This window comes from Chryseobacterium sp. 6424 (assembly GCF_003692615.1).
Taxonomy (GTDB): domain Bacteria; phylum Bacteroidota; class Bacteroidia; order Flavobacteriales; family Weeksellaceae; genus Kaistella.
Genome location: NZ_CP023540.1, coordinates 2,269,489 through 2,295,325 on the forward strand (window position 1 = coordinate 2,269,489; position 25,837 = coordinate 2,295,325).

Genomic DNA, 25,837 nt, shown 5'->3' on the forward strand with positions numbered 1-25,837 from the left:
TTATTTTACTCGGAACGATGGTGTGAAGTTGAGTTGCACCCAACTCCAGGTCTGTATATCCTTAGGGACATTTACCGCCTTTAGGACTTCCATGGAACTGCTTCCGAACATAAACGAATGTCCTACATTCATCACAAACATTTTATTGAATTTATGAACATAAGCGAGATCGGCCTCAGTTCCTAAATAAGATGATTGGCTGTTTGCCAATTTCCCGTTGGTGGTGAATGCATGAAGGTTTACGATCAGTGAAGATTTCGGGTTAAATTTGGTAGTCATTTTCAGGTAGTAATCATTTAATCCAAATGAATTGAAATGGTTTCCTACATAAAAATAGTCCATATGTCCATTAAATTTATGGTTGGTCCCATAGAATGGACTGAACGACCTGTTTTCAGTAGCCTGCGTATCATAATCCCGCCCGGAAAGCCACTCTGTCCCCAAAATTGCATTGAATTTTTGAGTGATGATGAAATCCGCGTTAAGGGAGAACTGATAAGCAGACTTGCTTTGTGCATTGGTGTTTTTCCCTGTCTGATAATATGCTGATCCAAAAACTCCGAAATTTTCAAAATATTTCTTCACATTTAGTCCTAATGTAAGCATATCATAGTGCATCCCAGAAGCTGTGTTCTGCACTACTGAATTAAGCGCGATACCTGATAACTGGAACTTGTTACTGTTTTGATATTGATAATGCAGTAGCTGTAATGATTTTGTTTTTTCACCAGCATCGGCAATATCATAAATTTCATGTTCTGGAGTATCATTGGCATCATTGTCATCATTATTGTAGGTGACTACCGCTTCTAATCTTGAGTTTTTACTGAGACTGAAAATCCCTTTCACCGCATCGAAACTCCTGCCTTGCATCGCCCAATCCATACCGCCAACTAATCTTTCATCATCATAAGAAAGCATCTGTCGACCGATCTTCAGGGCGGCTTTAGGCGTAAACTGATACTTAGCCCAGGCTTCATTTAGGATAAAATTCTGGTTTTTACTTGCTGCGGAGGCATTTTCTCCCCAAGTCCTAACGTCTTGTATGGAGAGATAGAGTTGCAGATTTTGGTAATAATAATCCATATTCAATCTGGCTCTGGATACTATGGTGGTTTCGGCAGACTTGCCTTCTGGGATTAATGTCTTTTGCCCGTTGTCCAACTCTGCACGTGTACGGAAATCCATCCCCATTTTCAGACTATCAACTTGTGCATTCACATTTGCAGAAATCAAGAACAGAGCGGTAGTAGTCACTAATTTTCTTATCATAACGATTTTTTCAACTGAATATAAAGGGTTGTATGATTGCAAACCTGTTAGATGATTTTATATTTTTAAATTTTAAAATGTTAAGAAGGTCTTTCACAGCCCTTTCTTGTGTAGAAATACCAATTGACCGCAACTGCCATTACGCAACCTACCACCAGAAACCAGAAGAACAATCTTGCATCCCCAGTAAGTGCGCGGGACTGAGTAATCAATACATTAAATACAAATGGCCCAAATGCCGCAACCGCAGAGGTAAACCCAATAACACCTGCCGCTTTTCTCGGAGATTCTGAAAAAATGGTTGGGTATTGTTTAAAAGTGGCTGCATTACCGATACCAGTAAAGAAGAAAATCATTAAGACGATTATTAAAAACCCTTGAAACTGATCCGCCGACGTTGGTGTTAGGTAGCCTCCCAAGATTAATGTGGAAATTAAGATTATTAAGGCGATACCGGTGATATGTGTAAGAATTGCGCCACCTGTTTTATCGGCAACTTTCCCAAAGATAATCCTTGAGGCTGAACCGATTAGCGGCCCGTAGAATGCGAACTGTAAAGGATCGATACCTTTATCTAATGGTGCGTATAGATTCTTGATCATCAACGGAAATGATGCGGACATACCTGCGAAAATACCAAACGTCATAATGTAGGTCATCGTGCAATAAAGGGTGTGGCGATCTTTGAAAATATCCAACTGTTCCTTGAATGAAGCTTTTACCGGAATACTTTTCAGTGAAAACCATGCCCATATCCCAACGGCCAATAGTGGCAAAATATAAATGAATGCGATATTTTCGAGATAAATAGTTTTACCGGTCTCTACCACGATTTGTCCACCTCCCATAAATGAAAAGATGCTTAAACCTATAATCAAAGGTGACAGGAGTTGTACTAAACTTACCCCAAAATTTCCTATACCAGCTTGGATTCCGAGTGCAGTCCCGGCTTCTTTTTTCGGGAAAAACAAGGAGGTGGAAGGCATATAAGAAGAAAAATCTCCGCCTCCGATCCCGAGTAAGAACCCGATTATCATAAAATAGGTAAAGGAAGTCTCAGGATTCATCACTGCGAAACCTAGCATCACCAAGGGGATGATTTTGATGAAAGAACTGATAGAGATAATCTTTCGGGTGCCATAGATGGGTATCAGAAAGGTATTTACGACTCTAAGAATCCCCCCCGCAAGTCCTGGCATCGCGGCCATCCAGAAGAGTTGATCGTCGGTAAATTGAAAACCGATTTGTGGAAGTTTGATGACCACCACGCTGTAGAGAAACCAGGTGGCAAAGGAAATAATAAGTGCGGTGGTGGTAATAGTTAAAGTCTTCCAGGCTATTTTTTTACCTTTCTTGTTCCAAAATTCTTCGTTGGATGGGTCGTAGTCTGTTAACCAATGGGTATTGCTCATTTTCAGTAAGTTTATCTTTTAAATTATTCTTTTTGCTGCTGCGTTAGTGCTCAATTTTATCTTTGAGGTGTGGTGCCTCGTTGCGCATCATCTTTTTTATAACAGTATTCATCCAGAAAAGGGCGATAGCAGATACGATGAACACAAAGATCCAGGAACTTGTCCATAATCCGGAAAAAGTAAGCAGATAGCCGAATAAGATGGGGCCTATAAATCCGCCAAGTCCACCAATAAGGCCTACCATACCGCCAACTACCCCCACTTCATTAGGGAAATATTCTGGTATATGTTTATAAACTGCCGCTTTGCCAATGCCCCACATGATCCCAATGAGAATGACCAATATGGAGAAAACCGTGATATGCGCCTCAAACTTGATCAGTGTGTTGCCTTTGGCCAACAGTTCTTTCTTATTCACAGCTTGATTTTGCTGTACCACCACTTCCTGCCAGGAAAAAGATTTCGGCAAAGCGGATACACTTTCAGGGATCTCCGGTTTTGTGATGACAGGAATTTCTTCGTTGTTCAAACTTATTTTTTCATTGGAGACCGAAGTTATCTTTCCGGATTTGCTGGCAATAATCCCTTTCCCTGGAGTTAGAATTTCCATTTTCGGAAGCATCAGCAATCCACTGATGATTAATGAAGAGTATAAAACCCAATACATCACTCTTCTCGCCCCAAATTTATCGGAAAGATAGCCACCCAACGCCCGTACTACGCCACTTGGCAAACTAAAGGCCGATGCCAAAAGACCACCTAAAACCAATGAAGTTTTATATACATTCACATAATAAGGTAACAGCCATTGGGAAAAAGCCACAAACAAGCCGAACACGAGAAAATAATACAATCCGAAACGCCAAACACGTACTTGTTTTAAAGGTTTTAACAGGGAGCCAATGGTTTTCCCCTGAGCCTCTGGCCGTTTATTTTTAATAAAAAACATAAAAACAAAACCTATGACCAGAAGGGCAATACCGTAGAAAACAGGCAACATCCTCCACCCATTCTCCGGATTGTTTTCGGAGAGATAATTCAGTAAAGTGGGGGCCAATAGCGTTGTAATTGCGGCGCCCGCATTTCCCATCCCGAAAATACCCAACGCGCGGCCTTGCCAGTTTTTCGGGTACCAAACTGAAGTGAAGGCGATCCCGACCGCAAAGCTGGTTCCTACCATCCCGAATAAAGCGCTCAGTAAAAAATACAACCAGTAAGAATCTACATAATACAATAGAAAAAAAGGAATACTACAAAGGAGTAATAAAAAGGTAAACACCTTTTGACCACCAAATTTATCAGTAAGCAAGCCCAATGGCAAGCGCATTAAAGAACCCGACAAAATGGGGATCCCTAGCAACCAACCTGTTTCTACCACACTCCAATTATAAATACCGTTGTCGGTAAGATAGGTTACCAAAACACCATTCATCGTCCAAGCTGCAAAGCAAATTGTAAATGCAAGTGTGTTTAAAAATAATACGCGATGTGAGGATTTTAAGGATGTTGTTATGTCTGCACTCATTTTTTATACAATTAAAAAGATTTCTTTTACGTAATAAAAATTGTTTTCCCAAAATTACAATGCAAAACTAAATAAATTATTAGGGCATACGGGTCTTATTTTAAGTGATTATTATCAGACATCCTCCTCCTATTAAAATATTATTTTTTTGTACTTTTGTATCATAGAAATTATATTTAATAATGAAATCAATTGATATAAAAGCTTTTGCAGTAGCCAATGTAGTGACAATGGTTACACTGGTGCTTATTATGATTGGCTCCCGAAATTTACAAAATTTTGATGCGGCATTGATAGCATATATGTTTGGGACTTTATTCGCAATCTTCGGTATTGTTTACCGATATACGGTTTGGATACAAAGACCACCGACAAAAATCTACTTCAAGAGAAGTATCAAGACTTTGTTTTCGAAAGAGTTTTTACACTTCTTTTGGTTTACAGTAAAAGACTTTTTTAGGAATATTGTCTTTCAAAGTTTCATCATCAAACGTGGCAATAAGAAAGGCATTGCCCATCTATTGATGGCAATTGGCTGTATGATGGCGTTTGCGATAACCATACCCCTTACTTTTGGTTGGGTGCATTTCACCTTGGTTCCCCACACTGGGTTAGATCCTAATGCGATAGATATATACACTGCGCATTTTTTCGGATTTGAGATATATTCTTTCCCCGTCAAATCAATTATAGGATCGTTAACTTTTGGTGCGCTTAACTGGTCTTCCCTTTTGGTAACACTTGGCGCAACCTATTTCCTGCAAAAGAGGTTGAAGGATCCGGGATTCATTGCAACACAAACATTTGAAGGTGACATTTTACCCCTACTTTTATTGATATTGGTTTCTATCACAGGGGTCGGCATAACATTGGATTATACCTATATGGGCGGAAAAGCTTTTGAATTCATAGCCGTTACACACGCTTTCTTTGTGATTGTCTTTCTCATCTGGATGCCTTTCGGTAAATTTTTTCACATCATCCAGAGACCCGCGCAGATCGGTGCTCATATATATAAGGAAGTAGGCAAAAAGAGAGGCATGCAAGTTTGTAAACATACTGGGGCCGAATTTACCACTAAATTGCATGTGGCAGATTTGAAAGACATTACCAAAGCTGTGGGGTTCAATCTTCAGGACGAACACGGCAATTCCTTATTAGACTATAGCCCAGAAGGGAAAAGGGATTTACTCGCCATGGCCCATCTCAGAGCCCGTAAGGAATCCGGACAGTTCTTTGGATAAAGACTTTATATTTTTTTAAAAATTAGAATATACTATGGCAAAATTACCTATAGAAGCAGAAAAAATTATCGAAAAATACGGCCCATCACTTCAAATGCCCAATAAAGAAGCCGTTCCGGGCAGAGACGAACCGGATAGAGTGGTGGAGACCCATTGCTGCTTCTGCGGTATGCAGTGTGGCATCAAACTTTTAGCAAAAAATAATAAAGTAGTAGGTTTTGAACCTTGGATGGAGTTTCCTTTCAACGAGGGGAGATTATGCCCAAAGGGGGTGCTGCGTTACATGCAGAACAACCATGATGACCGTTTGACATCACCCATCGTTAATAAGCCTGGTGTTGGATTTGTACCAGTTTCCTGGGATGAAGCGATGGATACTACTGTTTCAGAGATCAAAAGAATACAGGAACAATACGGCAATGATGCCTTTGCCATGCTTTCTGGCGTTTCATTGACCAACGAAAAATCCTATATGGTAGGCAAGTTTGCCAGAACCGCGCTTAAAACCAAAAACTTAGATTACAACGGCCGTCTTTGTATGGTTTCAGCCGGTGCTGGGAACAAAAAAGCATTTGGCTTAGATAGGACATCCAATAATTATCAGGATTTAGAGAAAGCAGAAGTCATCATCGTTACAGGAGCTAATGTATCCGAAACCTTCCCTACGCTAACACACTGGATTTGGAAAGCAAGGGATCTTGGGGCAAAACTCATCGTTGTGGACCCCCGTATGATTCCTTTAGCAAGGACCGCTGATATTCATTTAGACATTCGGCCAGGGACTGATTCGGCACTTTTTGGGGCGATTCTTAACTATATGGTTCAGCATGACATGTTGGATCATGATTTTATAGACAACCACACCTCCGGTTTCGAAGAAGCCATAGAAGCCGTAAAAGATTATACCCTAGAATGGGCAGAAGAAATCACAGGCGCTAAAAAGGAAAAAATTGAAGAAGCGGCAAAGCTTTGGGGAAAAGCCTCTACATCATTTCTCTTACATGCCCGAGGAATAGAGCATCATACCAAGGGTGTGGAGAATGTCCTTAGCTGCATAAACATCGTTCTAGCTTCTGGTAGAATTGGCAAACCATACTGTGGCTACGGAACCATTACCGGACAAGGAAATGGGCAGGGCGGTAGAGAGCATGGCCATAAATGCGACCAATTACCTGGAAACCGCGATATAGAGAACCCTGACCACCGGAAATACATATCGGAAGTCTGGGGAATCGACGAAAAAGATATGCCCGGAAAAGGACTTTCCGCCTACGAAATCATAGACGCCATACATCGTGGGGAAATTCGGGGACTCATTTCTATTTGTTTCAACCCCCTTGTGTCACTTCCTAACAGTAAATATGTAAGAGAAGCCCTAGAAAAGTTAGAATTTTACGTAGGGATTGATTTCTTTTTAAGTGAAACCTTAAGACACGCAAATATTGTATTGCCAGGCAGTCTACACGAAGAAGAAGACGGTACGGTTACTACCGCGGAAGGCAGAGTGGTACGCATCAGAAAAGCGGTAGATCCGCCAAAAGGCGCAAGAACGGATTCCCAAATCATTATAGACCTTGCCAACAGATTAGGAGCGGGAGACAAATTCCCCTACCAAAAAAGCGAAGATGTTTTCAATGAACTGCGCGTAGCTTCTAAAGGAGGAACAGCAGACTACTACGGAATTACGTACGAAAAAATTGAAAAAAACATGGGCGTATTCTGGCCGTGCCCAGACCTGGATCATCCCGGGACGCCACGACTATGGGAAGACAAGAAGTTCAAGACACCAGACGGCAAGGCGCATTTCAATCCTGTAAGATACCACGAAAGCGGCGACCCGGTTGATGCGGAATATCCAATTATATTAACCACAGGACGGGTAGTCTCTCAATACCTAAGTGGCTCACAAACCCGTAGAATAGGTAAATTAGTAGAGCAGTTTGCACAACCATTATTGGAGGTTCACCCAACATTAGCCGCACAGTATGGCATCAAGCAAAATGAAGAAGTCATCGTAAAAACCAAAAGAGGCGAAGCCACCTTCCCTGCCAATATTGTAGAAACCATTAGGGAAGACACCGTTTTTCTCCCTTATCACTGGCCGGGTAGAAAATCCGCCAATCAATTAACAAGCGGCCATCTTGACCCAATTTCTAAGATTCCAGAATTTAAAGTGAGTGCTTGTGCATTACAACCCACAGGAAAGATCGTAGAAATTAATAAAAATTCAGAAGCCTATAAAAGTTCATAAAAATATGTCTCAATATTATAAATTACAAGAAGAGTTTTTTGTGGATATGCAGCGCTGTATCGGTTGCAAATCTTGCGAAGCTGCCTGTGCAGAGTGCGAAACCAATGGCGAGGAACCTATGATCCATGTGAACTATGTGAACAGAGCCGAAACCATACAGACTACGGTTCAGGTATGCATGCACTGCGAGGATCCGGTCTGTGCCAACGTGTGCCCAGCGGATGCCATTACCAAAGACGAATTTGGGATCGTACATACCGCGAACACTTCCCGTTGCATCGGTTGTTCTAACTGTGTGATGGCTTGCCCGTTTGGGGTTCCCAAAAAAGTAGAACAATACGACCTGATGATGAAGTGCAATATGTGCTACGACAGAACAAGTGTAGGGAAAAAACCAATGTGTGCGACAGTTTGCCCTAGTGGCGCCCTATACTATGGCACCAGAGAAGAAATGGCTAAAATGAGACCTAACTCCACCCCTGTAAATCGCTTTATTTTCGGTATGGAAACTGTAAAAACAAAAGTGAACATTATGATGCCAAAAGGAAGTACAGAACTGAAAATCTTTTAAAATTTTATACAATCATAATTAAGCATACCGAAAAATATGAGCAACGAAGATAAACACTGGAAGCAAGATTTCCCTATAAACAGAGGAGAAGCAAACCAAGTGAGCCGAAGAGATTTCGCAAAATTATTGGCAGTAGTATCCGGAGGAATGGTTTTAGGGAACGGACTTATTGCAGCAAATGCCTTTTTCACTGATAAAAGAGAAGGAGGCGAGAAACACAAAATATGCTCAAAAAGTGATATCCCAGTTGGTGGGACCAAATCCTTTGTTTTAGAAAACGAAACGATCCCCTATATTCTAATCCATACCGAAGAAGGCGAGTTTTATGCATACGAACAAAAATGCACCCATCTTTCCTGTGCTGTCTATTATAAACCTGGTACATTAAAAATCGAATGCCCGTGCCATAACGGCTGGTTTGATGTGAAGACTGGGGCAGTATTGCAAGGCCCGCCACCACGTCCGCTGAAAAAACTGGTGGTAACCCTGGAAGGTGAAGAAATCTTTGTAGAACATCCTAAAACCGAAAAAGCATGAGTAACTTCAGAACTGGACAAGAAAGCGCCCATCCACAGAAAAAAAGCATGATCATGTCCACCCTTATCGTCGTGCTTTTAACAAATCTCCTCATTCAGATTTGGCTGCTGTACACCGCACTGAACAATGCCTTAGATGGTCATGAAGAAGTGGCCTATAGTACCTTTATCGCCTCTTTAGTATTATTTTTGGCAAGTACTATCTGGCTGTACTTCTTACCAAAAAATGTAAAATAATTGATGCTGAAAGACAAACACAATAGAATACACGATTACCTGCGGATATCCATCACCGATAACTGCAACTTTCGCTGCACCTATTGTATGCCGGACGAGAAAATTACTTTTTTAAAGAAGCAATTCCTAATGTCACCCGATGAGATCTTCCAACTCTCAAAAACCTTTGTGGGATTAGGCGTTAATAAGATAAGATTAACGGGTGGCGAACCATTGGTCAGAAAAGATTTTGGCGAAATTATTTCAAGATTATCCCTACTATCCGTCAAAATTGGCATCTCAACCAATGGCTTACTCTTGGATCGGTATTTAGACGACATCAAGAAAGCCGACATCTCGTCCATCAATATTAGTTTGGACACCTTGAATCCGGAAAAATTCAAAAACATAACGCAACGCAATAACTTCAGGCAGGTGTGGGATAACATCCTGTTATGCATCAAAGAAAACATTCACGTAAAAGTGAACATGGTCGTGATAAAAGGTGTGAATGATGAGGAGATTGCTGATTTTGTCTCCCTCACCAAAACGCTTCCGATACACGTACGACTGATCGAATTCATGCCTTTCGACCAGAACAACTGGAACCAGGAGAAAGTATACAGTAATAAAGCTGCACTAGAAAAGATCAGCGAGCAATTTCCGCTGTTCAAACTGAAAGACGGCAAAAGCGATACCGATAAAAAATTCGGGATTTTTGGGCATACCGGGACCATCAGTTTCATTTCTACCCTTACCGATTCCTTTTGCAGCACCTGCAACCGAATGCGGGTTACAGCGGATGGGAAAATGAAAAACTGCCTCTTCGGAAAAGATGAATTGGATCTTATATCTGCCATCAGAAAAGGAGAAAGCATTATCCCGATCATCGAAAAATCGATTTTCTTGAAACATCAAAAATTAGGCGGACAGTTTGATGATTATAAAAACATAGAGCCCCATATTTTAGAAAATCGTAGTATGATAAAAATTGGTGGGTGAAAATAATTTAGTCAAACACACTAAAAAACATCCGAAAACCCATGATAAGCTATCCATCTGCAATAGAAATTCTAAAAAACAGAAGTAAAGATCATAAGGAAGTAACTTTACCTTTAGCAAAGTGTCTTCATCTACAGGCGGCAGAAGATGTTTTTGCCCCTATCAATGTCCCTACATTCGATAATTCAGCGATGGATGGATATGCCTTTCGGTATGAAGATTATCAAAATGGCACATCGCTTAGAACAATCAGCGAAATCCAGGCAGGAACAAACCTGCTTCTATCCATTGGGAAAGGAGAAGCCGCCAGAATTTTTACAGGTGCTCCTATTCCCGAAAATGCGGATACGGTGATTCCCCAGGAAAATGTGTCAGTGGAAAATGGAATGCTGAAGTTTCAAAAACCCATTAAAAAAAACGCCAACATTAGACGGAAAGGAACGCAGACACAGCGGGGAGCTTTAATCCTGAAATCCAACGCAAGGATAACAGCAGAATACATCGGCTTCTTAGCCACTTTTGGGATATCTGAACTAAAGGTATATTCGCCACCCAAAATAGGGATCATTGTTACTGGCAAGGAACTGGTAAAGGCGGGCACCCCACTACAAGCCCATCAAATATACGAGAGTAATGCTGTTTTTCTAACTGCCGCGTTACTGGGATTGGGCATAGAACCTGCGTTTTCGGTTTGGGTGGATGATGACGAAAATGAACTAAGGAAAACAATTCAGGAAGGTATTGAAAAAGTTGATATCCTGGTACTAACAGGAGGCATTTCTGTTGGTGATTATGATTTTGCAAAACCAGTTTTAGAGGAATTAGGCGTACAGGAATCCTTTTACAAAGTAAAGCAGAAACCCGGGAAACCTCTTTTTTTCGGCACCTTGAAAAATACAGAAATCTTCGCGCTTCCCGGAAACCCCAGTGCAGTAGTGACATGCTATCATGCTTATCTTAAACCCTTTATAAACGCAAAAATGGGTGATGAGCGTTTTGACAAAAAAGAAGCCGGCATCCTATTGACTGATTACACGAAAAAAACAGGGCTCACCCATTTTGTAAAAGCTTTTGTAGAAAACAATAAGGTAGAGATCCTGCCAAACCAATTATCGTATCAAATGGATGCTTATGCCAGAGCCAACGCGTTTGCCATCCTTCCGGAAAACCGAGACCATTTTCAGATAGGTGAAAAAGTGCACATAATCAAGTTTTGAAATTGGTATGGATACTTATCTAATCTTAGTCCTTTTCTCGGTAGTGGCGTTTCTGTACGCTTCAGTTGGCCACGGTGGAGCTAGCGGCTACATTGCTCTGATGGCCATTTTTGCATTCCCTCAAAATGAAATAAAAACAAATGCGCTTTTTTTAAACCTGTTTGTTTCTTTTGTTTCATTCACGCAGTTTTTCAAGAAAGACGATTTCCCTTATAAACTGTTTTTCATCCTGGTCGCATTTTCTATTCCTATGGCCTTCTTAGGTGGCATTTGGACATTGCACGACCGTATCTACAAGGTGATCCTGGGACTTATATTATTGATACCGATAGCCAAATTTTTGGGGATTTTCCCGAAAACACAATTTTCTGTCAAACAAAATCTGCCTATACTGATCATTTTGGGCTTGGGCATCGGCTTACTCTCAGGTCTATTGGGCATCGGTGGCGGAATTATTTTAAGCCCAATCTTAATTCTTTTAGGTTGGTGTACTGTAAAACAAACTGCGGCAGTAAGTGCTATTTTCATCTTTGTAAATTCATTGGCAGGATTATTGGGTAAAAGTTTCTCTACCATACAGTTTTCCGAAAACATTACACAGATCCTTATCTTCACCGTCATTGGCGGTATCTTAGGCGGCTTTTTCGGGGCCAAAAAATTCAAAGTGCAGTGGATTCAGTATACACTTGCGCTGGTGCTTATCATCGCTTGCTTTAAACTTTTCACCACATAATCAAAAAATGAAAACCTATATTCTTTCGGGCGGGAAAAGTTCACGGATGGGTACCGACAAAGGACTGGTGCTTCTTCATCAAAAACCTTTGGTTTCTTATTTAATAGAGACGCTGCAAAACATTGCTCAAGAAATAAAGATCATAGCGCACGAGCCTGGATATTTGAACTTTAACCTGCCGGTGATCCAAGATTACTATCCTGAAAAAGGACCGCTGGGGGGTATCTTTACCGCTTTGAGAGATGCGAAATCCGATTGCCTGGTCATCAGTGTAGATACGCCTTTTATTTCTGCAAACCATTTTATTAAAATGATGGAAGCTCATCAGGAAAACCAACTTACACTGGCGTTTTCAGACACCAAGATGTATCCGCTATTCGGCATTTATCCTCATCAGATTATTACACAGGTTGAAAAAAGCATACAGCAGAACAAGTTGAAATTGATGGACTTTTTAGATGGAAACAGCTATCAAAAGGTTGACTTCAACTTTTCGATGTTAGAGAAAATGAATATCAATACCTTTGAAGAATTAAAAACGGCAGAAAAAATACTTGAAAATGGAAATTAAAACTTTCGGCAAAATTTCAGAGATTGTAAATAAAAAACTGGAACTGGTATTTCCTATAAGCTTTACAGAACTTAAAACAGCAATAGAAGAGCAGTTCCCAGCGCTGAAAACGCTGCATTACAAAATAGCCATCAACGACGAACTGATTTCTGAAGAAGATCACATCATCACACAACCGCAATCTATCGTAATAATGCCCCCATTCTCTGGCGGATAAAACCTTAAAAAATGCAAAGATATTCCAGACAGATTATTCTGCCAAACTTCGGTGCTGAAGCTCAAAGTCACTTGTTAAACAGCAAAGTGCTGGTGGTGGGAGCAGGGGGGTTGGGCATTCCTGTATTACAATACCTTGCAGCTGCAGGCGTCGGGAAATTGGGAATTGCGGATGGCGATGTAATAGAAATCAGCAATTTGCAAAGACAAGTACTTTATAATGAAACTGAAATAGGTAAAAATAAAGCTCGTACAGCCGGGGAGAAAATTGCAAAATTAAATTCCGCGATCAAACTGGAGGTTTATGATTATTTCATAGATCAAGCTTCTGTTTTCACCCTCATTGAAGGCTATGATGTGGTAGTAGATTGTACGGATCATTTTTCAATCCGGTATCTGCTGAATGATGCATGCTCTCTACTAAAAAAACCATTGGTGTATGCTTCTATCTTTCAATTCGAAGCACAGGTCTCCGTATTTCATTACGGCGACGTTCCTTATAATCTTCGCGATGTTTTTCCGGAAATCCCTGATGACAAATCAGTCCCTAACTGTAACGAAGCCGGTGTTATCGGTACCTTAGCAGGGATTACAGGAAGTTTGCAAGCAAGTGAAGTCATCAAAATAATCACCAAAATCGGGATAGTCAATAGCGGAAGAATGCTGTTATTCAACAGTTTGAGCAATCAAATCACCCAACTTTCCATTTCGAAGAACAGCAAGATTTTTCTGCCAAATTCTAAAGACGAAATCCTTCAAAAAAACTATGGATTTTTTTGTACCAACGCCATCTCTTTGAAAAAACTAAGCGATCTGGAAGCCGCTTTAAGGCAAGAAAGTGCTGTTTTGATTGATGTTCGGGAGAAGAACGAATTACCGAAAATATCTACCCTTTCAACACTAGAGATTCCATTATCTGAACTATCCGATAAAATTGACGTATTACAGCAATTTGACACTTTGGTGTTTATTTGTAAAAGCGGGGTGAGGAGCAGGAAAGCACTTGATGAAATATCAGGAATCCTTCCACTGAAGCAACTTTACCATTGCGAAAATGGTATAAATATATTTGAAGATGAAAAAAAGTTTTGTTAACGGAGCCATCTCTCCGGAAAAAATCGCGACCAGTATCGCGAATCATCAGCATAAAACCAATATCGGTGGACACGCCATTTTTTTAGGCCAGGTACGGGCAGACGAAATAGAAGGGAGGGTTGTAAAAGCTATAGAATTTACTGCTTATGAAGCACTTGCCGAGCATAAATTTGAGGTAATTCGGGAAGATATTTTCGCAAAATACCCATTGGTCTGTATGCACATGTATCACAGTTTAGGCAGAATCGGGACAGGTGAAATCTGTCTTTTCGTATTTACTTCTTCCAAACACCGAAAGGCGGCCCAACAGGCCTGTGACGAACTGGTAGAGAGGATAAAAGCCGAAGTCCCGATCTGGGGAAAGGAAATCTTTGAAGATGAAACCCATCAATGGAAAGAGAATAACTAATAAATACAGCAAGTTAGATGGTAGATATAACGCATAAAAATAATTCATTAAGAATCGCTGTGGCAAAAGCAGTCGTAGCTGTAAGCAAGCCAGAAACGATTTTGGCACTGGAAAACAAGACCGTTCCGAAAGGTGATGTATTCGAAATGGCAAAAACTGCCGGTCTTTTTGCCGCTAAAAGAACTTCGGATATGATACCCGACTGCCATCCGCTACCTATTGAATATACCAAGATCAGTTATGAGATTTCGGGTTTGGAGGTTTCCATTTTTGTGGAAATAAAAACCATCTACAAAACTGGTGTAGAAGTGGAGGCGATGCACGCCGCATCTGTAGTGGCACTTACGTTCTATGATATGCTAAAACCCATTGATAAAGAGATTGAAATTAAAAACATCAGGCTATTAGAAAAAAAAGGTGGCAAATCGGATAAAAAAGAGCACTTCGAGCAACCTATAAAAACCTCAGTGCTGGTTTGTTCAGACAGCATTTCAGAAGGTAAGAAAGAAGACTTTTCCGGAAAAATCATTTTGGAGAAACTGAAATCCGAGCCAGTAGAAATCTGCAGTTATGATATTATACCAGATGGTGTAGAAAATATCCAAACCCAAATTGCGAAATACATTTCAAATAAGGTAGAATTGATTTTGATTACCGGTGGCACAGGGCTTTCTAAAAGAGATTTTACACCTGAAGCCATCAAACCTATCCTGAACACAGAAATCCCGGGAATTGGCGAACATTTAAGACAATACGGGCAAAACCGGATGCCCTATTCTATCTTGTCACGAAGCATCGGTGGGCTCATTGGTGACACATTGGTCATCGCCTTACCCGGTTCTACAAATGGTGCAAAAGAATCTATGGAAGCGCTCTTTCCGTCAGTTCTACATATTTTCAAAATGATACATTCAGGAAAACATTAGTATTAACTTTATATATAGTAAAAATATCCTCTCACACAATTTCGGCGATTTTCAACTCTATTGAAGCGTTGATTACTGCGGTTGGGTGTAGAAATAAAATTAACTCAGTCTGTTTTTAAGACATTTTGCGTTAATTTCAGATTGGTCCGGTAAAACTTCGGTTCGGGATCGAAAATTTAGAAGTTAAGCTGTAAATTGGATATCTATGCTCTGTTTGCAGTCGAAAATGAAACACAGAATAAGCATATAGAAAGCTTATGTATTGCTTGTTGGGACGAGGGTCCGAATCCCTCCAACTCCACTTTTAACCAATAACCCACTGCACATCAGTGGGTTATTTTTCATTTATAAAAGATATGCTGTTCATAAATTTGGGCATTTTTTGGTAATAACTATCTGTAAGAAACTTGTATTTTCGCAGAAACAAACACATGATGATTTTAAATTTATTCCGCAAGAAAAATGCGCTGTTCTTTAAGACTGATGACTGGAAAATTGACGAAAAAAAATGGTAATTATTACCTGAAATTTTATCTTAGAAAAATTAAGCTTACCCCCAGTACGAAGGTATACATCTATAAACGACAAGGTGACCGATATATCTTTATGTCAGAAGGTTTCAAGCATTTGGATGGAAATGAACTGCTATATTACGCACACCTACCCTTTAGTGGGATAGTCCGTGTAAAATGATTTGTGAAAGCACATTTACATACCTGTTTAAAATTAAAATATCATATAAAGAAAATTCCCACAGCCTAAAACTGTGGGAATTTTGTACAAAAAAATTAATATATCTAAAGTTGTGGCCCTGCCGCAACAAGACGTTTTGCTTCATCGTTGTCGCAATACTGCTCGAAATTCTGGATATAGCGTGCAGCCAAATCGCGCGCCTTTTCTTCCCATTCTGCAACATCCTTGTAGGTATCACGTGGGTCTAAAATCCCTTCTGATACATTAGGAAGCGCGGTAGGAATTTCAAGATTCATGATAGGCACTGTAATTTTCTCTGCCTTATCGATGGAACCATCAATAATCGCATCAATTATCGCACGGGTATCTTTCAGTGAAATTCGTTTTCCGGTACCATTCCAGCCAGTGTTTACCAAATAGGCTTTTGCACCATGTTCTTTCATCTTACCAATTAATGTTTTTGAATACATCGTTGGATGAAGTGTAAGGAAAGCTTCCCCGAATGCTGGTGAGAAGGAAGGCTCTGGCGCCGTGATGCCGCGCTCTGTACCGGCCAGTTTAGAAGTATAACCGCAAAGGAAATGGTATTGTGCCTGGTCATCGTTCAGTACAGAAACCGGTGGCAATACGCCGAAAGCATCTGCTGATAAGTAAACAATTTTCTTCGCATGGCCGGCTTTAGATGGCAATACGATTTTGCTGATGTGATAAATCGGATAAGATACCCTAGTATTCTCGGTAATTGAATTATCAGTATAGTCTGCTTCGCCAGCTTCGTTTACAACCACATTTTCGAGTAACGAATCGCGTCTGATCGCTTTATAAATATCCGGTTCTTTTTCTTCGGTTAGGTCAATCACTTTCGCGTAACAACCACCTTCATAATTAAATACGCCGTTATTATCCCAGCCATGCTCGTCATCACCGATCAGGTAACGTTTCGGGTCGGCAGAAAGGGTGGTTTTACCGGTTCCGGACAGTCCGAAGAATAAGGCTACATCCCCATCGTCACCTACGTTAGCAGAACAGTGCATAGAGGCCATACCTTTCAGTGGGAGGAAGTAGTTCATCATCGCGAACATCCCTTTCTTCATTTCCCCTCCGTACCATGTACCGCCAATGATTTGGATTTTCTCGGTAAGGTTGAACATCACGAAGTTCTCTGAATTCAAACCTTGTTCTTTCCAATCTGGGTTGGTTGTTTTAGAACCGTTCATCACGATGAAATCGGGCTCGCCAAAATTTTCAAGTTCATAATTTGAAGGACGGATGAACATATTGGTTACGAAATGTGCCTGCCAAGCCACTTCCATAATAAAACGCACTTTAAGCCTTGTATCCGGATTGGTACCGCAAAATGCGTCTACTACATATAATTTTTTAGAGGTAGAAAGCTGTTTGAGTACTAACTGTTTGCAACTTTCAAAAACTTCAGCAGTAGTCGGTAAGTTTACTTTGCCATCCCAGTAAATGGTGTCTTTGGTGACATCATCCTTTACAATGAAACGGTCTTTTGGCGAACGTCCTGTGAAAATACCGGTCTTTACCGCCACAGCGCCCGATTCTGTTACCACCCCTTGCTCGAAACCTTTGTTTTCCGGAGAAACTTCAGCTTTGTAAAGCTCTTCGTAGGTAGGGTTGTACATGACTTCTTGGTAACCAGTGATTCCCAGATTGTGTAATTGCTGAATGATTTTGATGTTCTTCATGACTACTCTTATTTCTGATTTATTTTGAGTAACAAATTTAGTAATACTTAAGGATTTTCCTTGTTCTAAAAGTACTGATATTCATCAGAAAATAAAAATGATTGTATTCAGCTGATTATCAATTAATTATATCATCCCATCCAAAAATATTACTGAAGCCAAGTTCCTTGAAGTATGCCTCGTAATCCTGGAATTTTCTGGTCATGATAAAGTCGCCGCCCCACGCCCCGAGGCTTTTCACGAAAACAGGGCAATCTTGAAAGAATTTTTCACGGATGGTTTTTATTAAAAGATGGTTTGACAATTTTTGCTCATGAAGTGTCATCATTTCAGAAAAAGCATCCAAATCTTCACACAGAATCACTTCTTTTGTCAGTGCTGAAAACCACTCGATCAATGCGTTTGATTTTTCGCGGGAACGATACATCTTGATGCCTTCGCGACTGTCTTGCTTTTGATTTAAATGCACAAAAACCAATTGATTTTTAAAAGATGGTGCATACCTCACGCGCTGCACTATTCTTTCATTTCCGGAGGTCTGATAGAGTACCGCAGACCGCTCTTTTGCCACAGCGATATCGTAACCACTGCCACCGAGGCTTTCCTGGTTCAGCAAAAAGGCGTCGATACCAGCCCATTCTGCAAGATTATTCATCAATGTGGAACTGCTGCCCAAGCCATAATCTGCGGGAAACTGTAGGTTTGTCCGTAGTTTATAACAAATATCAACCGATTGTAATTTCTGATCAGACAGCCGCTGTATGTTCTTCAACACTTTTACAATGAAAAGAGCGGCTTCGGGAAGGTTGGTCTCTTCAATTTCCCAGGTCTGGTAATTAATGCGTGCTTTTAACCATGGCTGGTTTTGATGATACGCTTCCCAAATAATGAGGCTGTCATTGCCAAGAATTTCTTCAAAAAAAAACTCTTGCCCCCATTTTGTAGGTACGGCAAGAGCCAAAGCACCGTCAAGCACGGTATATTCTGAAGTAAGCAAGAGTTTCCCCGGAGAGAAAATTTTACCCGTCATGTTTATTAAATAGCGGTAGAAACATCTACGTCGCTGTTGATTTTTTTAATTAATCCCTGAAGCGTTTTACCCGGGCCTACTTCTATAAAGGTGGAGGCTCCGTCCTTAATCATATTCTGTACAGATTGTGTCCATTTTACAGGGCCTGTAAGCTGTTTGATGAGGTTTTGTTTGATTTCCTCAGGATCGGTGATGGCTGTGGTTGTAATATTCTGATACACAGGGATGGTCGCTTTCCGGAAACGCGTGTTTTCAATAGCAGAAGCCAGTTTCTCCTGTGCAGGCTGCATCAGCGGAGAATGGAAAGCACCGTTAACCGGTAATAACAAAGCGCGCTTGGCACCTGCCTCCTTCATTTTTTCACACGCACGCTCAACCGCGGATGTCTCCCCAGAAATTACTAATTGCCCCGGACAATTATAATTGGCCGGCACTACAATGCCTTCAACAGCGGCGCAAATTTGTTCTACTTTATCATCCGCAAGGCCTAAAATTGCGGCCATGGAGCTTGGGTTGGCATCACACGCCTCCTGCATGGCTTTGGCGCGTGCAGAAACCAGTTTCAATCCGTCTTCGAAGGAAAGAACGCCGTTTGCCACCAAGGCAGAAAATTCGCCAAGAGAATGGCCGGCAACCATGGCGGCACCCTGTCCGTTCACCGCTTTCAGCGCGGCTACGGAATGAATGAAGATAGAAGGTTGAGTGACTTCTGTTTTTTTAAGATCATCGTCTGTCCCACGGAACATGAGAGAAATTATGTCGAAACCTAAAATTTCATTGGCAGAATCCATCAAATCTTTGATGTCTTTCCGGGAATCATATAACTCCTTTCCCATCCCTACAAACTGTGATCCCTGCCCAGGAAATACAAGTGCTTTCATATATTTTTTTTGAACGGTATAATTTATTTTATGCTGTTAGTTCGGTACCAGACGTACCACGCGGTAACCCTTGTTGACGTAAGCGCCATTGCGGGTTTTCTCAAACTCGAATTTAGTAGCGAGTTGTGTCTGAACTTTATTGATTTGTTTAAAAATTTCTCCTTTTTTATTTTCGCGGCTCAGCATATCATTCACGATATCGAAACCAATGATGGCATATTTTGGTGGTGTTTTGCAGTATTTCTGTTTGTATTCGGCAAGTATTTCCTTCTCGAAGCTGCCTTCTGCATCAATTTTTCTGTCCATCAGGTACACCAGATTGGCTTGGCTGAGCTCATCTACTTTTCTCTCAAAAACCGGGGAATAATACATACTGAACGCGCGGATGTTATTTGCTTCCTTTGAGAGAGCCATCATCCTGTTTGCAAACGCCTCGCCGTCCGCATCTTCTTCACTGGCAAGTATAGCGATTACCGGGACTGCCTGCCCCGTCATCATATTCTGATCGAGTTTGATGTCCGCAGCCGAATTTACCACAATAACGCTGGCGTTCCTTAAGGTTTTATCCAATTGGGTCTTAAGATAGTTCGCATTGGATTTATCGGAATCTGACATTATGTAAATCTTCTGGTCAGAATACACGTCTTTTACCTCTTTTACGATTCTCTCCGCATAAACTAATTTATTCGTTTCAACTAAAATAAGATTATCAAACTTCAGTAAATCATCAGAATTTGCAAACGGCGCTACGACAGGGATCTTCTGCGTTTTCACATAATCCAGTACCTGCAGCACGCTTGATTTGAAAAATGGCCCAATGATCAAATCGGTATTTCCAGCATTTATCTGGGTAAGGGAGTTTTTGAAACTTGCTTCATTACCCGCATCAATCACTTTAATATCAAGTTTCTGGCCTTTTGAAGCATTGCGTTCGATGGCCAGTTTGGCTCCGGTAAGGAAGTCCAGCGAAAGTGTACGGAACTTGGCATCCCCGGTATCAAACCCGAAAGGCAGCATAAGCACCACATTCAGTGCGTCGCCAGATTTTTTCACATATCCGGCTTCGAGTTTCTTGATTTTAAGTATCATACCAGCCTTCAATCCTTGGGAAAGCTGAGGATTAAGGGAAAGCAACTCATCAAGCGCAACCCCGAATCTGTTCAGGATACCAAAAACAGTATCCCCACTCTGTACGGTATAAGTGACGTACTCATCAGAAACACTGGTAGTCGTATAAGTATTTGTTTCCGCCGTTTTAGGTGCGGAAGTTTCTGCTACTGATCCTTTAATGATGATAAATTCGCCTGGTTTCAATCCTTTTTCCTCAAGGCCTGGATTAAGTGCGAAAAGTTGCTTCTGTGTAAGATTAAACTTGCGTGTAAGTTTGTAATAATTGTCTTTTTCCTGTATTTGATAGGTATTTTCATCAATACTTATATCAGCAGGGCTTTGTGAGATTACTGCAGGATTGGCTTCCACTGGTACAGGAGCAGTCGCATCGCCGTATTTGGCAATATTGGCTTGGGGCAATATTACTTCATCACCAATTTTCATACGCGAATCTAATTCGGGATTCAACCGGCGGAGTTCAGCCTCCGAAATCTGGTATTGCTTGGTGATCCCATAGATGGTTTGCTTGGGCTTCAGCACAATTTTACCGAGTGCTGGCTGGGCAGTGCCCGATGTTTTGGCAGTAGATTTATTTACAACCAGCGATTCGCCGATAGAGATTTTTCCGTCCTGCACTTTTGGGTTTAACTGGTACAACTCATTTACAGAAATACCGTATTTCTTAGAAATATTATACGGTGTATCACCCTTTACCACCGTGTGGATGGCCTGGGCATTCATAGCGGCAAATGCAATTAAACCGGAGGTGATGAAAATCTTTTTCGTCATTTTTAAAGGAAATATCTACAAAAATAGTGCATTAAAATTAAATGGAAACAATAATAAGTTCAGGGGTTGTAGTGGCCGATTGCTGATAACAAGTCTGAAGCCAATCCCTGCCATGATCCGCATAGAAGACCGAGAAATTATACACCCGCTCTTGCCAGGTTTTACCCGGATGTATCGTAAGGAAAAGGTTTTCGAGCCTTTGAAGTTTCTCCTGCTGCTTGATTTTTTCGGCACGCAAAAGCCTTTTCCGCATTCGGTGGAACGATTTCAACTGACGGGTTTTTTCCGCGTCAACCAAAGTACCGAATGACGGGTCTGTGGTCGCCGCTTTATCCATAATCTCCTGGAATTGGGCATCTATCACCTCCTCACTCTTTTGAAGCAGCGCTAAGATTTCATTATCTTTAAGCAGCAAATTTTTGGTCACCAAGGCAAAGTTCTTGAAGAAATCTTCTATCTGAAGTCCCAGTTTATTCACTTTTGAAAGTGTTTTATCCGTTACAAATAGCAGCGAGCTCCGTGGGACCAGCACGGGAAACGGTAACGCCAAAGTATCAAAATAAGGTTTCAGTTGCAGCCAATACATCATTTCTGCATTACCACCGATATAGGCCAGATTCGGTAATACTGTTTCCTGAAAAACAGGGCGCATCAATGCATTTGGACTGAATTTTTCGGGATGCTCGTGTAATTCTTGCAGGATTTCTTCTTCGGTAAAAGAAAACGGTTGGTCAACAATGCTGTATTTCCCATCGTTGCATTCAATTCTGTTTCGTTCCTCATTTAGGTAAAAAAGGTTAATGTCGCGTGGGTTTACCTGCACTTTACCATATTGCTCGATTAGCGATTCTACTGTGGATTTGGTGGTTTTTGCCAGCTTCTGATGAAGCAACTCGTCTCTAAATGTCGGGATCAACTGTTTTTTAAGCCTTGCATCATTCCCGTCGATCATTAACAGGCCATAATCTCCGAAAAGTTCCTGCACCAAAATACGGGTAGCAACGGCCAGCGAATGACCTTTTTTATAGGCTTTTTTCATCAGCATGACCAGTTCAGTCCCAAAAACGGTATCACTGAATTCTTGTCCGAACGCTGATATAAAGAAATCATCTCCCACTATAATTTCGCCAACCGCACCACCAGATTTTGCCTTGGTTTCATAATAGCCATTTTCGGTCTTAAAATGGTTTATTTCCTCGAAATCATGATCTTCCGAAGCCATCCAAAAAACCGGAACGACTTTCTTATCCGGGAAATCACGCGATAAATCATCAGCCAAACGAATGGTCTGTAGAATTTTATAGATGAAAAAAACCGGGCCTGTAAATAGGTTGAGCTGGTGCCCAGTAGTGACGGTAAAAGTATCCGGAGAGCGTAAACCCTCTAAGTTTGCGTGCTGTTTTTCAGAAATTTCCACATGCGCGTGTTGTGTCGCAAGTACTTCGTACAGCAATTGCCGCTGCGGTTGCAAGAAAGTTTTCTCCTTGGCTGAAAGCTGTTTCCGCAGGTTATCGGCCGAAAGAATATGATCTTCATAGCCCTGCACTTTCTTCATGAGGAAATCCTTAATGAGTAGCGGGATGCTCTCTAGCTCTAAGAACGGTATGGAAGTATGTTTTTTCAAAATTTTAACTGAAAAGATACCATACGATTCCCAGATTCAGGCGGAAATCATATATCGGGTAGTTCGGGACGGTAAACGATTTATTTTGTGAAAGAACAGTGTTCAGGTGTTGTGCCTCAATGAAGAAGAACATGCGCTTCACCTTCAGATTAAAATAGGCATCTGCCACCGGTTGCCCACCAATGGAGTGCGCATTGTTCCCCGGCAGCATAAACTCATTAAGCACCGGAAAATATTCGCGCGAAGCAAATTTCGAGAAGTAGTACACTTTAAGCCCGGCCTGGATCTCTGCCGCATCTTTAAATACTTTTGATTGCCAGTAAAGGTTGGCGCGTCCGATGAAATTAGGCATCGGTAACAGCCCTGTATCGCCAATCGCACTTTGGAAGAGCAACTGCGGACTGAGGTGAAACTTCTTTAACGAAAACGTAGCCTGCCCGCCAATCTGTGAAATATTCAAAGAAGAACTGCTTTGCTGCGCAACACCTTCGGCATTCACGAAAGTGTAATTCTGTACCCTGAAATAATTGGCATATACCGAGCTTTTAAACCATTTTAAATTTACCGAGCCGCCGATTTCAGTGATGGCCTCGTTGGCCGGATCATTGAGGTAATAGTTGAAACGGCGGTAAACCGAAGGGTTAATCAACAGATGAAAAGTAGGCGCGGAAGTCTGGAAATTAACTTTTGCATTTACAAAATATTCTGGGAAGGGCTCGAACCTTAGGATATTTTCAGAACGTAGAAAACTCCCGAACGCGTTTCCACCAGAAATCTCAAGATCAGCATCAAGCGCCACTTTATCCCAAAGCCTTATCTGCAAACGGCCCACAGCACCAAGTCGGTTCTCAGACAATTCCTGCGGGATGGCCAGTGCGGAAGGCAAAGCTTCCCCAATACCCAATATAATGTGCTGGTGACGAACCCCCGCATCGAGCTTGAATTTTTCTTTATCGAAAAGCACACTTACCGTATTACTGAGGTTTTTCGAGTATTTCTTTGAGGACAGCGGATAATCAATCAAGTCATTATTGGTTTCAAAATAAAACGCTTCCGGCGCTCCCTGGATATAATAATATTTATTTCCCTGATGAAACAATGTATGCCGGATTTTAAACGGAAACTTCTCTAAGGCAAATGGCCGAAATTCGTGACTGAAATAATAACGCCGGTAAGAGAAGCGTGAATTGGTATTTTGCAGGTTTACCGGAAGGTTCAGGCGGTTATCGAAATTGCTGTTGCCATTCAGAAAGAGGTCGATATCCTCGATGCCACCGTTTTCTTCATTGTTGACATTTTGATGGGTAAAATGCGCGAAGGCGCGATATTTTTCGTCTTTTGATGTATAGTGCCCGGAAAAAGTAAGGTTGTTATTCGCCGCCAAAGACCTTTGATATAACCCCAGCGAACGCAGCCCCATATATTCTATGGCAAAATTGAAATTCTTACCGATATTCTGGGTATAAGTAGACTGTAAGGCGGCACCGCTGCTCACTGAATTATGATAAATGAAGGCGGTGGTCGGGGTTTTTACATCGTAATATTTAATATCGTTAATTCCCTGGATGAAGAAAGATTTATTGGTAGGCAGTAGCGAGAGATTACGCTCTGGGTTCACTTCGTAGATTAACGGCTGAAAGCCCGCGCCTATATTGGCAAACTGGATGCGACCAAAATTATCGCGGTTATTATACTGTGAAAAAACAAACGTTTTGTCGGGGGTAAAAGCGGTATCGAAAATCTTTTTCTCGCCGAAGCGTGTTTGAAAAGTATAATCGTAGATGGTAGGTTTAAAGATTTCGAGGGAGTCTCTTGTACCGGAATCGATTACGAGCGTATCCTGTGGTTTCACGCGGTTGGAATCGGTTTTATTGATGACCTGTGCCTGGAGCGTACACCCGAAAAATAAGATACAGAACAGAAGATATTTCATTTGTTTTGTTTGGTGTACAAATGTAAGAAATATGGGGGAATGAAAAACCCCCGCTGAACTGTCCGCACAGTGGCTAAATATTTATGTAAATATCGGTAGTATGAACTACTGATTGCCTGTTCTCTTGTATTAGTATATAATGATTTAATACTAGAGTTTATGAAGAAAACTGTTTAAATTCTTCGAAAATAAGAATATTAATTATTTATATACTCCATCATTTCGATAATGTCTTCTTCTCTACTAAAACTCAACTTATTTGTTTCTAAAAAATTTTCGAATGAAGATTTATCAACCGATAATATTTTAACGAAGTCTCTGCCGTTTTTAGGGAATTTAAAATACGTTGTACCTTTTCTAATTATATATACATCGCGTTGTTGGGCATAATAATCATTTGCATCTTTGCCAAAGGCACTAGGGCTTTTTTCACCTTTTAGCAGTTCGACCTTTTCTCGTTTAAATAAAGAAATATTAGGATGTTCATAAAGTAGAACCAGATATCCAAATTTATGTTTGTTATCAAGCGAATAATTAAGAATCTGATAAGTTTTTTTATTGTCAGTAAATACAATTTTTAATCCTTCCTGCTTATTAGCGTAATAAATCTCACTAGCATCTTCAAATTCCATTTCATCTTCATATGCATTATACCTTAACTTTTGGACATTTAGACTGTAACCATCAATTAAAACCTGCTTAAAATCTTTACTATTAATATATGGATTACCTTCAACTACATGATCTATTGTAGTTGGCCTGTTAGCTTTCATAAAGAAAGTGCCCGAGGAAAAAGAAATATTTTCATTACCAACCTGTGAAAATGCCAGACCTTCAAAAAGTATGAATATGGATACCAATAAAGACTTCAT

At 40.9% G+C, this 25,837-nt stretch carries 23 protein-coding genes; 13 read left to right on the forward strand and 10 right to left on the reverse strand.

Going from position 1 to position 25,837, the window contains the following annotated elements:
• The 3 genes from CO230_RS10645 to CO230_RS10655 all read right to left on the reverse strand — a co-directional run bounded on the left by CO230_RS10645 (window position 1) and on the right by CO230_RS10655 (window position 4,209).
• Window positions 1-1,272, reverse strand: a complete 1,272-nt coding sequence (locus tag CO230_RS10645) for an alginate export family protein (protein ID WP_122028575.1) — start codon at window positions 1,270-1,272, stop codon at window positions 1-3.
• Window positions 1,273-1,352: 80 nt separating this feature from the next.
• Window positions 1,353-2,684, reverse strand: coding sequence for an MFS transporter (locus CO230_RS10650; RefSeq protein ID WP_122028576.1), 1,332 nt, complete (start codon window positions 2,682-2,684; stop codon window positions 1,353-1,355).
• Window positions 2,685-2,727: 43 nt separating this feature from the next.
• Entirely contained in the window at window positions 2,728-4,209 is a 1,482-nt protein-coding gene (locus tag CO230_RS10655) for an MFS transporter (protein WP_122028577.1), read from the reverse strand.
• Window positions 4,210-4,391: 182 nt separating this feature from the next.
• On the opposite strand from CO230_RS10655, the gene CO230_RS10660 reads away from it, so the two are divergent.
• The 13 genes from CO230_RS10660 to moaCB are packed head-to-tail and all read left to right on the forward strand — an operon-like array spanning window position 4,392 to window position 15,196.
• Window positions 4,392-5,453, forward strand: a complete 1,062-nt coding sequence (locus tag CO230_RS10660) for an MFS transporter (RefSeq protein ID WP_122028578.1) — start codon at window positions 4,392-4,394, stop codon at window positions 5,451-5,453.
• A 34-nt stretch (window positions 5,454-5,487) separates the two neighbouring features.
• The gene (locus CO230_RS10665; protein WP_122028579.1) at window positions 5,488-7,704 is read left to right on the forward strand and encodes a molybdopterin oxidoreductase family protein; all 2,217 of its coding nucleotides are present in this window, start codon (window positions 5,488-5,490) and stop codon (window positions 7,702-7,704) included.
• A gap of 4 nt (window positions 7,705-7,708) precedes the next feature.
• Window positions 7,709-8,275 (forward strand): 4Fe-4S dicluster domain-containing protein, encoded by a 567-nt coding sequence (locus CO230_RS10670; protein WP_122028580.1) that lies wholly within the window; start codon window positions 7,709-7,711, stop codon window positions 8,273-8,275.
• Between the two features lie 36 nt (window positions 8,276-8,311).
• The gene (locus CO230_RS10675) at window positions 8,312-8,812 is read left to right on the forward strand and encodes a Rieske (2Fe-2S) protein (protein ID WP_122028581.1); all 501 of its coding nucleotides are present in this window, start codon (window positions 8,312-8,314) and stop codon (window positions 8,810-8,812) included.
• Window positions 8,809-9,048: a DUF6755 family protein gene (locus CO230_RS10680; RefSeq protein ID WP_122028582.1), complete on the forward strand. Its 240-nt coding sequence runs from the start codon at window positions 8,809-8,811 to the stop codon at window positions 9,046-9,048. The genes CO230_RS10675 and CO230_RS10680 overlap by 4 nt, the downstream gene beginning before the upstream one ends.
• Window positions 9,049-9,051: 3 nt before the next feature.
• Window positions 9,052-10,029, forward strand: a complete 978-nt coding sequence (gene moaA / locus CO230_RS10685; protein WP_122028583.1) for a GTP 3',8-cyclase MoaA — start codon at window positions 9,052-9,054, stop codon at window positions 10,027-10,029.
• 41 nt (window positions 10,030-10,070) lie between these two features.
• Complete coding sequence (gene glp / locus CO230_RS10690) at window positions 10,071-11,246, forward strand: gephyrin-like molybdotransferase Glp (RefSeq protein WP_122028584.1); 1,176 nt, start codon at window positions 10,071-10,073, stop codon at window positions 11,244-11,246.
• A 7-nt stretch (window positions 11,247-11,253) separates the two neighbouring features.
• Window positions 11,254-11,979: a TSUP family transporter gene (locus CO230_RS10695; RefSeq protein ID WP_122028585.1), complete on the forward strand. Its 726-nt coding sequence runs from the start codon at window positions 11,254-11,256 to the stop codon at window positions 11,977-11,979.
• Between the two features lie 7 nt (window positions 11,980-11,986).
• On the forward strand, window positions 11,987-12,550 hold the full coding sequence (locus tag CO230_RS10700) for a molybdenum cofactor guanylyltransferase (protein WP_122028586.1): 564 nt from the start codon (window positions 11,987-11,989) through the stop codon (window positions 12,548-12,550).
• Window positions 12,540-12,767, forward strand: a complete 228-nt coding sequence (locus CO230_RS10705; RefSeq protein ID WP_122028587.1) for a MoaD/ThiS family protein — start codon at window positions 12,540-12,542, stop codon at window positions 12,765-12,767. Before CO230_RS10700 ends, CO230_RS10705 begins: the two co-directional genes overlap by 11 nt.
• 11 nt (window positions 12,768-12,778) lie before the next feature.
• Window positions 12,779-13,861, forward strand: a complete 1,083-nt coding sequence (locus CO230_RS10710) for a HesA/MoeB/ThiF family protein (protein WP_122028588.1) — start codon at window positions 12,779-12,781, stop codon at window positions 13,859-13,861.
• The gene (locus tag CO230_RS10715; RefSeq protein WP_122028589.1) at window positions 13,842-14,270 is read left to right on the forward strand and encodes a molybdenum cofactor biosynthesis protein MoaE; all 429 of its coding nucleotides are present in this window, start codon (window positions 13,842-13,844) and stop codon (window positions 14,268-14,270) included. Before CO230_RS10710 ends, CO230_RS10715 begins: the two co-directional genes overlap by 20 nt.
• Window positions 14,271-14,287: 17 nt before the next feature.
• Window positions 14,288-15,196, forward strand: coding sequence for a bifunctional molybdenum cofactor biosynthesis protein MoaC/MoaB (gene moaCB, locus CO230_RS10720; protein ID WP_122028590.1), 909 nt, complete (start codon window positions 14,288-14,290; stop codon window positions 15,194-15,196).
• Between the two features lie 797 nt (window positions 15,197-15,993).
• On the opposite strand, the gene pckA is transcribed toward moaCB, so the two are convergent.
• The 7 genes from pckA to CO230_RS10755 all read right to left on the reverse strand — a co-directional run bounded on the left by pckA (window position 15,994) and on the right by CO230_RS10755 (window position 25,837).
• Window positions 15,994-17,598: a phosphoenolpyruvate carboxykinase (ATP) gene (gene pckA, locus CO230_RS10725; protein ID WP_122028591.1), complete on the reverse strand. Its 1,605-nt coding sequence runs from the start codon at window positions 17,596-17,598 to the stop codon at window positions 15,994-15,996.
• A gap of 118 nt (window positions 17,599-17,716) precedes the next feature.
• Window positions 17,717-18,628 (reverse strand): GYDIA family GHMP kinase, encoded by a 912-nt coding sequence (locus tag CO230_RS10730; protein ID WP_122028592.1) that lies wholly within the window; start codon window positions 18,626-18,628, stop codon window positions 17,717-17,719.
• 5 nt (window positions 18,629-18,633) lie between these two features.
• Complete coding sequence (gene fabD, locus CO230_RS10735; RefSeq protein WP_122028593.1) at window positions 18,634-19,509, reverse strand: ACP S-malonyltransferase; 876 nt, start codon at window positions 19,507-19,509, stop codon at window positions 18,634-18,636.
• Between the two features lie 36 nt (window positions 19,510-19,545).
• Complete coding sequence (locus tag CO230_RS10740) at window positions 19,546-21,408, reverse strand: LysM peptidoglycan-binding domain-containing protein (RefSeq protein WP_122028594.1); 1,863 nt, start codon at window positions 21,406-21,408, stop codon at window positions 19,546-19,548.
• A 37-nt stretch (window positions 21,409-21,445) separates the two neighbouring features.
• Window positions 21,446-23,032, reverse strand: coding sequence for a bacillithiol biosynthesis cysteine-adding enzyme BshC (bshC, locus tag CO230_RS10745; protein ID WP_228438137.1), 1,587 nt, complete (start codon window positions 23,030-23,032; stop codon window positions 21,446-21,448).
• A gap of 4 nt (window positions 23,033-23,036) precedes the next feature.
• Entirely contained in the window at window positions 23,037-24,965 is a 1,929-nt protein-coding gene (locus CO230_RS10750) for a putative porin (protein ID WP_122028595.1), read from the reverse strand.
• 197 nt (window positions 24,966-25,162) lie between these two features.
• Window positions 25,163-25,837, reverse strand: coding sequence for a hypothetical protein (locus CO230_RS10755; protein ID WP_122028596.1), 675 nt, complete (start codon window positions 25,835-25,837; stop codon window positions 25,163-25,165).

Bases quoted from the DNA above. Each gene is read 5' to 3' on its own strand.
- CO230_RS10645 (WP_122028575.1), bottom strand. From the start codon at position 1,272: ATGATAAGAAAATTAGTGACTACTACCGCTCTGTTCTTGATTTCTGCA.
- CO230_RS10650 (WP_122028576.1), bottom strand. From the start codon at position 2,684: ATGAGCAATACCCATTGGTTAACAGACTACGACCCATCCAACGAAGAA.
- CO230_RS10655 (WP_122028577.1), bottom strand. From the start codon at position 4,209: ATGAGTGCAGACATAACAACATCCTTAAAATCCTCACATCGCGTATTA.
- CO230_RS10660 (WP_122028578.1), top strand. From the start codon at position 4,392: ATGAAATCAATTGATATAAAAGCTTTTGCAGTAGCCAATGTAGTGACA.
- CO230_RS10665 (WP_122028579.1), top strand. From the start codon at position 5,488: ATGGCAAAATTACCTATAGAAGCAGAAAAAATTATCGAAAAATACGGC.
- CO230_RS10670 (WP_122028580.1), top strand. From the start codon at position 7,709: ATGTCTCAATATTATAAATTACAAGAAGAGTTTTTTGTGGATATGCAG.
- CO230_RS10675 (WP_122028581.1), top strand. From the start codon at position 8,312: ATGAGCAACGAAGATAAACACTGGAAGCAAGATTTCCCTATAAACAGA.
- CO230_RS10680 (WP_122028582.1), top strand. From the start codon at position 8,809: ATGAGTAACTTCAGAACTGGACAAGAAAGCGCCCATCCACAGAAAAAA.
- moaA (WP_122028583.1), top strand. From the start codon at position 9,052: ATGCTGAAAGACAAACACAATAGAATACACGATTACCTGCGGATATCC.
- glp (WP_122028584.1), top strand. From the start codon at position 10,071: ATGATAAGCTATCCATCTGCAATAGAAATTCTAAAAAACAGAAGTAAA.
- CO230_RS10695 (WP_122028585.1), top strand. From the start codon at position 11,254: ATGGATACTTATCTAATCTTAGTCCTTTTCTCGGTAGTGGCGTTTCTG.
- CO230_RS10700 (WP_122028586.1), top strand. From the start codon at position 11,987: ATGAAAACCTATATTCTTTCGGGCGGGAAAAGTTCACGGATGGGTACC.
- CO230_RS10705 (WP_122028587.1), top strand. From the start codon at position 12,540: ATGGAAATTAAAACTTTCGGCAAAATTTCAGAGATTGTAAATAAAAAA.
- CO230_RS10710 (WP_122028588.1), top strand. From the start codon at position 12,779: ATGCAAAGATATTCCAGACAGATTATTCTGCCAAACTTCGGTGCTGAA.
- CO230_RS10715 (WP_122028589.1), top strand. From the start codon at position 13,842: ATGAAAAAAAGTTTTGTTAACGGAGCCATCTCTCCGGAAAAAATCGCG.
- moaCB (WP_122028590.1), top strand. From the start codon at position 14,288: ATGGTAGATATAACGCATAAAAATAATTCATTAAGAATCGCTGTGGCA.
- pckA (WP_122028591.1), bottom strand. From the start codon at position 17,598: ATGAAGAACATCAAAATCATTCAGCAATTACACAATCTGGGAATCACT.
- CO230_RS10730 (WP_122028592.1), bottom strand. From the start codon at position 18,628: ATGACGGGTAAAATTTTCTCTCCGGGGAAACTCTTGCTTACTTCAGAA.
- fabD (WP_122028593.1), bottom strand. From the start codon at position 19,509: ATGAAAGCACTTGTATTTCCTGGGCAGGGATCACAGTTTGTAGGGATG.
- CO230_RS10740 (WP_122028594.1), bottom strand. From the start codon at position 21,408: ATGACGAAAAAGATTTTCATCACCTCCGGTTTAATTGCATTTGCCGCT.
- CO230_RS10750 (WP_122028595.1), bottom strand. From the start codon at position 24,965: ATGAAATATCTTCTGTTCTGTATCTTATTTTTCGGGTGTACGCTCCAG.
- CO230_RS10755 (WP_122028596.1), bottom strand. From the start codon at position 25,837: ATGAAGTCTTTATTGGTATCCATATTCATACTTTTTGAAGGTCTGGCA.